General features: G+C 34.5%; 12 protein-coding genes and 1 tRNA gene. 2 read left to right on the top strand and 11 right to left on the bottom strand.

The features are described from left to right. Positions 1 to 617 precede the first annotated feature (617 nt). Complete coding sequence (locus tag FD33_RS11505) at positions 618 to 1121, bottom strand: SLAP domain-containing protein (protein WP_056955988.1); 504 nt, start codon at positions 1119 to 1121, stop codon at positions 618 to 620. 125 nt (positions 1122 to 1246) lie between these two features. Then, positions 1247 to 2098, bottom strand: coding sequence for a helix-turn-helix domain-containing protein (locus FD33_RS11500; protein ID WP_081784578.1), 852 nt, complete (start codon positions 2096 to 2098; stop codon positions 1247 to 1249). Between the two features lie 284 nt (positions 2099 to 2382). Between FD33_RS11500 and FD33_RS11495 the strand changes: the two genes are divergently transcribed. After that, entirely contained in the window at positions 2383 to 3375 is a 993-nt protein-coding gene (locus FD33_RS11495; RefSeq protein WP_056955987.1) for a tRNA-dihydrouridine synthase family protein, read from the top strand. A 105-nt stretch (positions 3376 to 3480) separates the two neighbouring features. Here the strand turns inward: FD33_RS11495 and FD33_RS11490 are convergent. The 9 genes from FD33_RS11490 to FD33_RS11450 all read right to left on the bottom strand — a co-directional run bounded on the left by FD33_RS11490 (position 3481) and on the right by FD33_RS11450 (position 11668). Next, positions 3481 to 3566, bottom strand: a tRNA-Leu gene (locus tag FD33_RS11490). Between the two features lie 48 nt (positions 3567 to 3614). Next, positions 3615 to 4067, bottom strand: coding sequence for a SprT family protein (locus tag FD33_RS11485; RefSeq protein WP_025085919.1), 453 nt, complete (start codon positions 4065 to 4067; stop codon positions 3615 to 3617). 1 nt (position 4068) lies between these two features. Continuing rightward, on the bottom strand, positions 4069 to 4503 hold the full coding sequence (locus FD33_RS11480; RefSeq protein WP_025085920.1) for a hypothetical protein: 435 nt from the start codon (positions 4501 to 4503) through the stop codon (positions 4069 to 4071). A 5-nt stretch (positions 4504 to 4508) separates the two neighbouring features. Continuing rightward, a complete protein-coding gene (locus FD33_RS11475) occupies positions 4509 to 5489 on the bottom strand; it encodes a glycosyltransferase family 2 protein (protein ID WP_025085921.1) in 981 nt (326 codons plus the stop codon). Next, entirely contained in the window at positions 5490 to 6857 is a 1368-nt protein-coding gene (locus FD33_RS11470; protein ID WP_227005272.1) for a hypothetical protein, read from the bottom strand. It abuts the gene before it with no gap. 64 nt (positions 6858 to 6921) lie between these two features. Continuing rightward, on the bottom strand, positions 6922 to 8106 hold the full coding sequence (locus FD33_RS11465; RefSeq protein ID WP_056955989.1) for an aminotransferase class I/II-fold pyridoxal phosphate-dependent enzyme: 1185 nt from the start codon (positions 8104 to 8106) through the stop codon (positions 6922 to 6924). Positions 8107 to 8257: 151 nt separating this feature from the next. Next, complete coding sequence (nadE, locus tag FD33_RS11460) at positions 8258 to 9073, bottom strand: ammonia-dependent NAD(+) synthetase (RefSeq protein ID WP_025085923.1); 816 nt, start codon at positions 9071 to 9073, stop codon at positions 8258 to 8260. 3 nt (positions 9074 to 9076) lie between these two features. Next, on the bottom strand, positions 9077 to 10549 hold the full coding sequence (locus tag FD33_RS11455; RefSeq protein ID WP_034544354.1) for a nicotinate phosphoribosyltransferase: 1473 nt from the start codon (positions 10547 to 10549) through the stop codon (positions 9077 to 9079). A 42-nt stretch (positions 10550 to 10591) separates the two neighbouring features. Continuing rightward, entirely contained in the window at positions 10592 to 11668 is a 1077-nt protein-coding gene (locus FD33_RS11450; protein WP_025085925.1) for a glycosyltransferase, read from the bottom strand. Positions 11669 to 11726: 58 nt separating this feature from the next. On the opposite strand from FD33_RS11450, the gene FD33_RS11445 reads away from it, so the two are divergent. Continuing rightward, positions 11727 to 12452 carry a WecB/TagA/CpsF family glycosyltransferase gene (locus tag FD33_RS11445; RefSeq protein ID WP_025085926.1) on the top strand — a complete coding sequence of 242 codons (726 nt, stop codon included), beginning with the start codon at positions 11727 to 11729 and terminating at the stop codon, positions 12450 to 12452. The last annotated feature ends 87 nt before the right edge of the window (positions 12453 to 12539 follow it).

The raw sequence follows: 12539 nt of genomic DNA, 5'->3' as shown, positions 1-12539 counted from the left end.
ATATTTCGTATTTATTTTTTGGACAAGTGGCTAACTTGTTCTTGTAATTTTCGAAATAATCATTTCCATTGATCTTTTGTAATTTATTTACCTTCCATGTACTGTTCTTTTGAACGGAAGTATCGGTCTTATTACCATTTTGATCATACATATTAGTAGTTTGTGTAACTTCAGCATAGTTCCCCTTAGTTACAGATTCAGCGTTAACATCTGTCGTTGCAGTTGCTGCAGCAAAACTACTTCCTAATAATGCACATACTAAAAAAGGCGATTGTTTTCTTCATGATATTTTCCTCACTATATCTAATAAAATATTTTCCCCGCTATTTTTTGGCATAAAAATAGCATACATAAGATTGATTCTTGTATATAAAATAAATCTATATTAAATTCACACATTTGCCTATATCTATTATCGGCATTTTATAGGCAACTTAATAGTACAAGGATTCGGCAAAATTTTCAACAAATATTTACCTCTAATGACATATAGCTTTATGAATTTTTTTATATAAGCGATATTCCAGACTGGTCTAAAGGCATTATTAAAATATAAGATTTTTTTATAAAAAAAAGGATGTTCCATTAATAAAAATGGGCATCCTTTTTCTCAAAAACTAAATTCTTTGTACAAACTTTTGTTGAACAACATACCACATTCCTATGTATTCATCCGTAGCCACCCGAACAAATGGCATTCCACCAGCTGCGTAAATAACACGGTCAGAATACCAAGATGTTCCAGGTGCTAATGCAACGCTAGTACTCTCAACTAATTTGCTATTATAAACCGGTACATCAGAATCATCTGTTACAGTAACGATTTCCGGTCTATTGTGGTAGACATAGCTATCTTCTTCACTTAAATACTCATCTGTAGCTACTTGATAAAAATCCTTCCCAGAAATTTCAATTATTTTACCAAGGTACCAATCGCTATTTTTTGGCTCATAAATATCAAGTCTTCGGCCTAATGAATTGTAAAGCTCGGCTTTACTTGTATCTACTTCGACATAACTACCACTAGTTACAGATTCAGCCTTGACACTTTGGACAGATAAAATTGAAAAAACAAAGCTCATTAGTGCAACTACAACACTCACTAACAACTTTCTTCTCATAATTTATACTTCCTTAGTCTCCTTAGACCAAGCTTATTATAATATGTTTAAACATATTTCACAAAAAAATATGTACAATTTCTGCTAAAAAATATTTGCAAAAAAAATAAGCCGTTAAAATATTTCTAACGGTTTATAGTAGCTAATAAGCTCTCATTATGATTAGCCTTTGCCAAATAGTAAGCAAGATTGAGATAATCTTCATACTCTTCTGAACTGTTGTCACTATTTTTAACAGCTGTAGCTGCATCATAATTCAATTCATCAAGGAAATAAGAAATATGTTTTTCCTGGGCATAATTCAATCCACATCGGCTGAATTGATATGCTTTCTCATAAAGTTTCATGGCATTATAAGAGTTGGCAAGCGTCTTGCAAACAAAAAGTACTTCTAGTTCATTGGCATTTTGAATATCGGTACTTTCATTCAATGCATCACTGATCATTTGAAAATAATATTGTGCTCGATCAACATGATTTTGACTCAAATAACCCAGGCCTTTAAACAAGTATGCTAACAATGTATAAACATCATTATCCGCTGACTTAGTCAATTGTAAAACTTTGTCCAAAGTGAAAAGTGAATTGTCGATATTATTCTTTTGATAATCAACAACACCCGTAATTAACTCGTATTGTTTCATATCATTATTATTCAACTTTCCTTGCAAAGCCGACAACTTGTTATCGATATCTGTTAACTCACCCATCAAAGCATCTTTTTCAATTTTATCTAAAATGCTCTCACCTTTATCCGAGTTCTTATCAGCAAAATCACTGAACACATCATTCAATGACAAATTTAACTTGAGACATATCTTAATTAAAATATTCACTGTTGGTGCTATATTGTGTTTCTCAATTTTACTAATAGTGTTTTGAGTGCAAATATCGTTGGCAAGCTCAATTTGCGTCAAATTCATTTCTCGTCTTTTATTATAAATAATAGATCCAAGAAACAAGAACAACACTCCCATCTATCTAATATTGATATTTATCAATATTACTATAACACCTCATCGATAAATATATTCATTTGTTAAAAATAAATATATTAAGTTCTAAATAATTTTTATTATAAATTTCGATTAAAACTCATAAAATACAAGCTTTCCAATGTTCATTTTGTAAAATTTTGTCGAATTAATTTTTTATTTACAATAATTGGCCTACAGGCTAAGATTATCCAAGTTGAGATATTAGCGTCTCAAATTAGAAACTAGTATCATAAGTATATTGTGATTTTAATAAGGAGGAACCAATCGTGACGAAAACATTTTGGTCACAAATAGCTAATCGAGCCAAAGAAGAAAAACGTCCTTTCTTCTCAATGGCACCGATGGAAGCAGTTAGTAATACTGTCTTCAGACAAGTAATTGCCCATGCCTACGCTCCAGATGTCTTTTTTAGTGAATTTATTTATGCCAAAGGAATTACTGATCCTACCACTAAATTTCCAGTTGATGGTCGTTTGTATATCGATCCTCGTGAAAAAAATTATCCCGTAGTCCAACTTTGGGGCGATATTCCTGAAGATTTTGAAAGTGGTGCTCTGGCTCTAAGAGATAAAGGGTTCAAAGCAATTGACATTAATACCGGCTGTCCAGATAAAACTGTCATCAAGAATCATGGTGGCACCTTCTTAATTCGTAATCCCGAAAAAATCGATGGTATCGTCGCTGCAGCCAAAAATTCCGATTTAGCTGTTAGTATCAAAACTCGTTTGGGTTACAGTAAATTAGCAGAATACAAGGAATGGATTCCCCACCTACTTGAGCAACATGTTGAACTTCTAACCGTTCATTTAAGAACGAAAATGGAAATGAGCAAGGTTCCCGCTCATTTTGAAGTTATTGACGATTTGATAAAAATGCGTGATGAAATTTCCCCTAACACGTTACTGCAAATCAATGGTGATATTCCTGATTTTCAAGCGGGTGTCGATTTGGCCAAAAAACATCCTGGCCTCGATGGTATTATGATTGGTCGTGGAGTTTTTGCTAATCCGTTTGCCTTTGAAAAAGAACCACAAGATCATTCTTTAGACGAATTACTAGATCTTCTTCGTTTACAGTTAAATCTTTTTGATGATTTTTCTCAACATTACGATGTACCACGTTTTCCATCATTGAAACGTTTCTTTAAGATTTATGCTCGTCCAGAATTAGGAGCTACTGATTTACGCAATAAAATGATGAACGCCAAATCAACTGATGAAGTTCGTCAAATTTTAGACAATTTTCAAACCAAATAAAAAATATCTGACCATTTTAATTATCTGGTCAGATATTTTTTTGCACACTTTTTGCACCGAAGAAACAAAAAAAGCAGCCAGACAATCGTCCAACTACTTTAGTAGTGCGGGTAAGAAGATTCGAACTTCCACGGAGATAATTCTCCACAAGATCCTTAGTCTTGCGCGTCTGCCAATTCCGCCATACCCGCATGCAACAGAGAATATTATACATATAATCAAAAAAATTATCAAGATTATTATTTAATATCTCTTAAATACTCAAGTCTCCCATGGCATTTACCACAAACAAACCTCTTAGTATCGATTCTTCTAACACGGACGTATTGTGTCTGACATTTAACGCACTGATAAAGATGATAAGTCTTCTTTGTTTGGCTTTGAATAGGTGAATATCTCAAGCCACCGACTTGTTTTAAAAGAATTTTGAAACTATGATCACGATGCTGGGCTGGCAATCCATCATTATAAAGATGATAGTGACACAGCTCATGCTTAATAACACCAACCAAAGTGTCGTAACCAAATTGCTGATAGATCTTAGGATTAATATCGATGTTTCGATCTTTCAGGTGAAAACGTCCACCCGTTGTTTTGAGACGGACGTTAAAATATGCTTGATGAATAAAAGGTTTCCCAAAATATTCCTGGGAAACCTTTTTTACTAACTCATTTAAATCTGAATTATTCATGTTAAGCCAAGTTAGTTAACTTTTGAATTAGTTTTGAGAATTTATCCATAGCTTCATCTTGACCTTTTTCTGATTCATCAAACTTATGACGATCAATGTTCTTATCATCACCGATACTTTCAGTCATCTCAGCACAAGCTTCAACATACTTTCTAAAAGCTGAAACCAAGGTAATATGTGTTCCCATTAATCTTGCAGGAGCTTTACCTTTTTCCAATTTGGCTAAAGTTTCTTGATATTTCTTTGTACCATCAGTAAAATTCTTTTGAATTCTAGTGTATTCAACACTATCTAATTGATCAACTTTACTACGATCCAATGCCCCACGAATTTTTTCAAACTCTGGATTCAACTTATCTTGTTCTTCTTGAATCGTATTAACAGTATTGTTAATCAAATTACCATATTGCATGGCTCTTTTTTGTGCAGCATTCATAAGCGTTACCTCTTATTTTCTTCTTGTGTTTTTTCAGTATAAATATCTCTTTCAATGGTAAATCTTGGTCTTTGCTTAACTTCACTAAAGATTTTACCAACATATTCACCGATCACACTAATACTAATTAATTGTACACCACCAAGTGCCCAAATAGATATCATTAGCGATGACCAACCATTGACCACATTACCGTTGATTTTTTGAATTAAACTGTAAATCAACAGTACAATACTGATCAAAACAATGAAGAATCCTAATCCCATAATCATCTTAATAGGAACAATTGAAAATGAAGTAATTCCATCCATAGCAAACTTAATCATTTTCTTTAACGGATACTTAGACTCACCAGCAAATCGTTCTTTACGAGCATAATAAACTTTAGCCGATTTGAATCCAACTAGTGGAACTATTCCACGTAAAAACAAATTTCGTTCTCGATAACTTAACAGAACCTGACAGGCACGTTGACTCATCAAACGATAATCAGCAGAATCTGGAACCAAATTGACACCTAAGAAGCCCATGAAGCGATAAAACATTTCAGCTGTACTTCTCTTAAAGGCCGTATCTGTATCACGATTATTTCTTACCCCATAGACGACTTCAGCACCATTCAAATACTCATCAACCATCTTAGGAATAGCATTAACATCATCTTGTAAATCAGCATCGATCGTTATAACGGCATCAGAATCCTTTGAAGCAGTCGTTACGCCTGCTAATAACGCACCCTGATGTCCAAAATTACGACTCAACTTAACGCCTGAGACAGATGGATACTCCTTAGAAAATTCAGAAATCAACGACCAAGTTTTATCTTTACTACCATCATCAACGAAAACAATTTTACTATCTTTAGAAATTTTATCGCCAGTCACTAAGCCTTGAAGAATAGCAGTCAATTCCTTAGTGGTCTCATGCAAAACTTCTTCTTCGTTATAACATGGGACAACGATACTCAATTTAAATACATCAGACATCTAATTCTTCTCCTGTCTCGATTTGATCCAATCAAAGCAGTTATACAAACCAACTCCAGCCAAGATAGCAATCACTGGCAAGAATTCAAGTCGATATCTACCCTGAACTTCAATTAATAATTGTACAACGGCGTAGGCCATCAATGGTAATAAAATCAAAAAAACTTTATTATCAATCTTTTGCTTAAACAGACTCAGCGAGCCGATCCAAGAAAAGATAATCAGCATGATACTTCCCATATATCCTAGTAGCTTCACTAAATTATCCATCTTTAACGAATGGATTTTGCCAAATTCTGTGAAATCAATTGCCATAGAGCGTCCTGCCCAAAGTGTACGATTCTTGGCCCAAAACAAGCGTAACCAACCGTGGGAAGCATTAAGATTACTAATATTCTCATGAATGATTTTATGCTCTTTAGCACTCATTTTGGCCCGACTCTCTTGTAAGTCAAAACGATCTACCATTTTTTGATCATATGATCCACCTGAATAGGCGTCTAATCCAACTACAAACTTCCACTCTGAATCACGATTAGTTAATCCGTAAGAATTCAAACCAGAGCTCTTAATTGCCAAGCTAGCTCCAGAAAATATAACTTGATAAATAAGCAATGTCATTACTATTTTTCCAAGTCCTATCCAAGAGAACTTATCGTTAGCAATAAACATATATAGCAAACCATAAACCAAGATACCCGCAATAATTACTGGTCCAATTGGACGAACAATACTACCAATAGCTAAAGTTACTCCCGCTAAAGCATAAGTCCAATATTTGTTTTGCATAATCAAGTAAAATGTCAACATGAACAAAAGCATTCCGATATATTGATTATCAGATTGACTATTTAAGGCAAACCAGTCTAGATCAATCATCAGTAGAAAGACCGTTAAACGTGCCATCTTAACTTTATTAAAAATCTGCATTGAAATTAAATAGGCAAGATACAAAATTAATACTTGGTAAATCACATTCAACAATTGGATAGCAATAACATGCTGACCAAAAATTTTAACAACCGTCATAACGTAGACTAAGAAGCCTGTTTGATAAGCCCACTTGGCAAAATAATCGTTATCATAACTAAAAATTTTACCTCCGGCTAAAGCTCTAGGAGCCGTATTCCAAAACTCTCCGAAATCGCTGATCTGCGTCTTGGGAACTACTTTTAACCAAATTATCGCTACCACAAAGAAAATAGCTAACATGCTAAGTAAAACCAATCTGTTTAAATTCTTATCGTCATCACGAATTCGATACAGCAGATAACCTACTCCAGCAACGAAAATAATTGCACAAAGAAAAACCAGTATTGCTAGTACTGGTTCTGGTTTTAAATAATTTAGTGTAAAAAATCCACCCATCTGTACAAAAACTACAGTAGTAAAGATCCCCACGCAAATAAGCACTAATTTGCTAATAATACTTTTAAACTTGCTTAACATACTTTTCCTCTAAACTATCGTTTTTTTCCCAAGTTAAAAAATCTTCTAACTTGGATAAACACTGGTCAATATCCTCCATGCTTGTAGCATAGCTAAATCTCAAATGATTCTCCCCACCAATTCCAAAGAAACTACCTGGTAAAATAGCCAAATGTTCTTTATCAAGTAAGTCATTTGCAAACTTCACATCATCTTGAACATATTGTTCAGGTATCTTGGCAAATAGATAAAAGGCACCATCTGGTGTAGGACATTCAAAGCCAAGCTTATTCAAGCCAGCTAATAGTCTATCACGTCTTGCTTGATACTCTTCACGCATTGGGAATGGATCTTCATAACCATTCTTATAAGCCTCTAAGGCTGCAAATTGAGTAATTGAGGTGATTGAAGTTGTTGCTAACTCATGAATCTTGTTAATTTGAGAAACAACTTCAGCCGGACCACAAACAACACCAAAACGCCAACCAGTCATGGCATGAGATTTAGATAAACCATTCAATAAAATTGTTTGTTCAGGAAGAATATTTCCAAATGAAATATGTTTAAAATTATAAGTCAATTCACTATAAATTTCGTCACTTATTACAAAAATATTATGTTTTTTAATAACTTCAGCCAAAGCAACCAATTCATCCTCAGTATAACTAACACCTGTAGGATTACTTGGATAGTTGAATAGAAAAATTTTAATACGTGGATTAGTTCTCAGAACTTCACTCAATACCTCAGGCGTTACCTTAAAATCAGTCTCTGATGTATCGATATAAACTGGTGAAGCACCATTAAAATTAGCGTCAGGTCCATAAATAGTGAAGGCTGGCGATGGTATCAAAACTTCATCACCTGGTTGCAAAATTGCATTGAAGGCCGAAAAGACACCTTCAGTTACACCTGTTGTAGCCACGATTTGGGTTTTAGGATCATAATTTAAACCATATTTATCATGCAAATACTTAGAAACAGCGTTCAAAAGTTCATGATTACCTTCAGGGACTGTGTAATGAGTTTCATTATCATTAATAGCCTTGATGGCAGCTTGCTTAATATGCTCTGGGGTATGAAAATTAGGTTCTCCAACAGTCATATTAACCGCACCCGGAATACTTTTGGCGCGCGCATTGAATTTAAAAATCTCCTGTTGCTTAATTGCAACAACAGATGGTTTCATAAGGGAAACTAAATTATTGTTCACTGTTAAACACCTCTTCGTAAAATATACATATAATACATCTTAATTCTAACACATAGAATTGCTTACAAGAAAAGGCATTCAAAGAATTGAATGCCCTCAAATTTAATTCGTCTTATTATTACTATAATTAATCAAAAACTGTATATGGTAAACGGCGCTTATGGGCCGTCTTCTTGTACCAATTCTCAATAATTTCAGCGCTCTTAGGATCAATTTCCTTACCCTCAAGATAATCGTCAATATCTTTATAAGATACTCCTAAAGCCTTCTCATCTGGTAAACTAGGACGATCTTCCTCAAGATCAGCCGTTGGTACCTTTTCATAAAGATTCTTTGGTGCATCAAGTTTCTCTAGTAAAGACTTACCTTGACGTTTGTCCAAACGGAACAATGGTGTGACATCAGCAGCTCCATCACCATACTTAGTATAAAATCCAGTAATATTCTCGGCAGCATGATCTGTTCCAACAACAACTCCCTTATTATCACCGGCAATCGCATACTGAGCAATCATTCTAGTTCTGGCTTTGATATTACCCTTATTAAAGTCCGAAACATTTAAATCATTGGCTTCAACCGCCTTAACCATTGCGTCAACGCTATCCTTAATATTAACTCGCACGACTTTGTCGGCTTTCATCCATTCAATTGCTTGCATGGCATCCGATTCATCGGCTTGTTCTCCATAAGGTAGGCGTACAGCAATAAATTGATAACTGTTATCGCCTGTTTCCTTACGAAGTTCAGTCATAGCTATTTCTGATAATTTACCAGCTAGAGTTGAATCTTGCCCTCCAGAAATACCAAGAACTAACGTCTTCAAAAAACTACGTTCTTTTACATAATTCTTCAAGAAATCAACCGAACGTCTTATTTCTGTTTCAGGATCAATTTCAGGTTTTGTATGTTCAAATTCAATAATTTCTTTTTGCAATGGTCTCATTTTTTAGTCACCTAATCTAATATTGTTTACGTCATTACGAATCTTTTCGATATATTTCATCTTATGACTGTATAACTTTGAAGATAAATCAACTGGATAAACTTGTGGATTCAAGATACGTTTATACTCATCCCAAAGTGAATCCAAGTTGGACATGCAATACTTCTTAATATCTTTGACATTTGGTAGATCATAAACTAATTTACCATCAACAAAAATATCATGTAACAATGGCTTAGCTTGGAAGTCCTCAACAGTCTTATTGATATAAGTGTATTGTGGATGGAACATATAAAGTGAACTATGTTCTCTAGGATCTTCATTCCAGAATGTTACATAGTCACCTTCGGATTTATCGTTCTTACGATTGTTAGTAATACGCCAAACTTGTTTCTTACCAGGAGTTGAAATCTTAGCTGCATTACTTGATAGTTTCAAGGTATCCATCATGTTACCACGATTATCCTCAATGCTTACTAGCTTATAAACAGCACCCAAAGCTGGTTGATCAAAAGCTGTAATAACTTTTGTACCAATACCCCAAACATCGATCTTAGCATCTTGCATCTTCAAATTAAGTACAGTCTTTTCATCCAAATCATTTGATGCATAGATCTTAGCATTGGGGAACCCAGCTTCATCAAGTTGCTTTCTAACACGCTTAGAGATGTAAGCCATATCACCAGAATCGATTCTGACACCTAAAAAGTTGATCTTGTCACCCATTTCCTTAGCTACCTTGATAGCACTTGGTACTCCACTCTTCAAAGTATCATAAGTATCAACTAAGAAAACACAATCCTTATGAGTTGTGGCATAAGCTTTAAAAGCATCATATTCATTACGATATGTTTGAACCAAGGCATGAGCATGAGTTCCTGAAATAGGAATACCAAACAACTTACCAGCTAGAACATTACTTGTAGCATCAAAGCCAGCAATATAAGCTGCACGTGTTCCCCAAATAGCTGCGTCAACTTCTTGAGCACGACGCGAACCAAATTCCATAACTGGATCATCACCACAGACAGTCTTGATACGAGCTGCTTTAGTAGCAATCAATGTCTGAAAATTAACCATATTTAAAATAGCTGTTTCAATCAACTGACATTGAGCCAATGGACCTTCCACTTGAAGAATTGGTTCCTCATTGAAAACCAGGTCTCCTTCTAGAGCTGAGCGAACTGTACAACTGAATTGCATGTCCTTCAACCAGCGTAAAAATTCTTCGTCATATTCCCCATATTCACGTAAGTATTCAATATCTGAATCAGAAAAGTTGAGATTCTTCAAGTAATCTACAACATGTTCCAGACCTGCAAATACTGCAAAGCCATTGTCGAAGGGTAAACTTCTGAAGTAAACTTCAAAAACCGCACGACGATTGTGCAAACCTTTCTTCCAGTATGTATACATCATATTTAATTCATAATAATCAGTATGCAATGTTAAATCTTCATCTTGAAATTGAGTCATGATTACTCCCTTATTTATTTGATATCACGGTCTTATTTTACTCTAATTAGCCTTCAAAGTCGCTTCATACCCATCATTTACTTTCTCAGCTAATTTCTCAATCGAGTAGTTATCTCTTACTTCTTGATACAATGCCATCCCTTTTTGACTTAAATTGCCATCTTTCCAATAAGAATGAGCATCGTTAAGTGCTTCGATCAATTGTTGTTCATTATCTGATTCCACTAACCAGCCATTTTCATTATTAATAACTTTATCCGTAGCACCAACATTTGTTGCAATAACTGGTTTTCCATTAGCAGCCGATTCCAGGTAAACAGCTGGCATACTTTCTGATTTAGATGTCAAAATTGATACATCGCAATCCTGATAGAAATCACCAGTATTTTCTTTGAACCCAACAAAGTCAACTTTTTCAGCGATTCCCAAATCAACAGTTAACTTTCGAAGTTCTTCCATTAATGGTCCATCACCCACTAAAGTCAAACGGTAATTAAATTTAACCTTACTTAAGGCATTCAACAAAAGTCGATGGTTTTTAACTTCAACCAATCGTGCAACTTCCAAAATATTGAATGTTGAATGACGATTAAATTTAGGATTAGCGTTAGAAAAATCAACAGCGTTGAACACTTCAAAAGTTTTTTTAGAATCTATTTTCAAAGATTCAAAGTATTCTTCCAAATCAGGATTTACGTAAAATAACAAATCAGCACGTTTTAAGGCATGCAGATTTAATCTGAGCATAACTTGACCTCTTACACCAGAAAAGTCAATACGAGGGTCAGAATGGACTGTAATTACCCATTTAGCATGAACCTTATTACGAATTAAAGAAAAAATGTAATTGGCGCGTGGTCCATGCGTATGCACAATATCAAAATCATTATTATTGATATATTTTGCTAGTGGTTTCAAAATAGAAAGGTCAAAACGTTGTTTCTGTGGCATGACCGCAACATTCAAACCATTTTCACGTGCCATTTTAGAAACAGGACCTTCTTGGAAAGTCAATAAAGCACTTTCTTCACCTATTATTTTTTGACCTTTCATTAAACTAACTATATATGTACGAGCTCCGCCGTCCTCATTACCGGCATTGATATGTAAAACACGCATTTTGACACCTCTCAAATTAATCTTTCTCGTGTATAATAATACATTAAAGGAGAATGCTATGCACAAAAATAGAGTAGATATTTTAGGTACAGAATTTGATGATTTTACCGAAAAACAATTTCACAAATATTTAGACTACGATTTAGATACTAAAGCAAACAAGTTTATCGTAACAGCTAATCCTGAAATTGTCCTTTCAGCTAGAAAAGACAGCAAATTTTTAAAAATCATTAATAACGCTGACTATGTAATTCCTGATGGAATCGGTATTATCAAGGGAGCTAAAAGCCTAGGCACTCCTCTACATGAACGAATTACCGGTTTTGATACATTAAAATATTTAATTGAAGCAGCAGACCGCAAACAATTAAAAGTTTACTTGTTAGGTGCTAAACCAGAAGTAATCAAAGCTACTGCTGACAAAATTGAAAAAGATTATCCTCAAGTTGATCTAGTTGGCTATCATGACGGCTATTTTAAAGATGATGCCCCAATTGTTGACGAAATTGCAGAAAAGAAGCCTAATATTATTTTGGTAGCGTTGGGATACCCTAAGCAAGAATACTTCATCGAAAAGTATCGTCAAAAGGCAGATGCTATTTGGATTGGTGTCGGTGGCAGTTTTGATGTTTTCTCTGGTACTAAGAAGCGTGCCCCTAAAGTATTCCAAAAACTCAGTCTAGAATGGTTCTACCGTCTAATCACTGAACCAACAAGATTTGGAAGAATGTTGGCCATTCCTAAATATATGAAATTAATCAAACAAGAAAAAAATCGTAAATAAAAACAGGTTGTCAATTGACAACCTGTTTTTATTGGTTCTATACTTTCTGGTATTGATGAATAATCAATACCAGTTTTTTAATCTCTA

It is taken from the genome of Companilactobacillus paralimentarius DSM 13238 = JCM 10415, assembly GCF_001434985.1.
Lineage (GTDB): Bacteria > Bacillota > Bacilli > Lactobacillales > Lactobacillaceae > Companilactobacillus > Companilactobacillus paralimentarius.
Note: the sequence above shows the minus strand (reverse complement) of the source record. Positions and strands in the feature narration are given on the sequence as shown.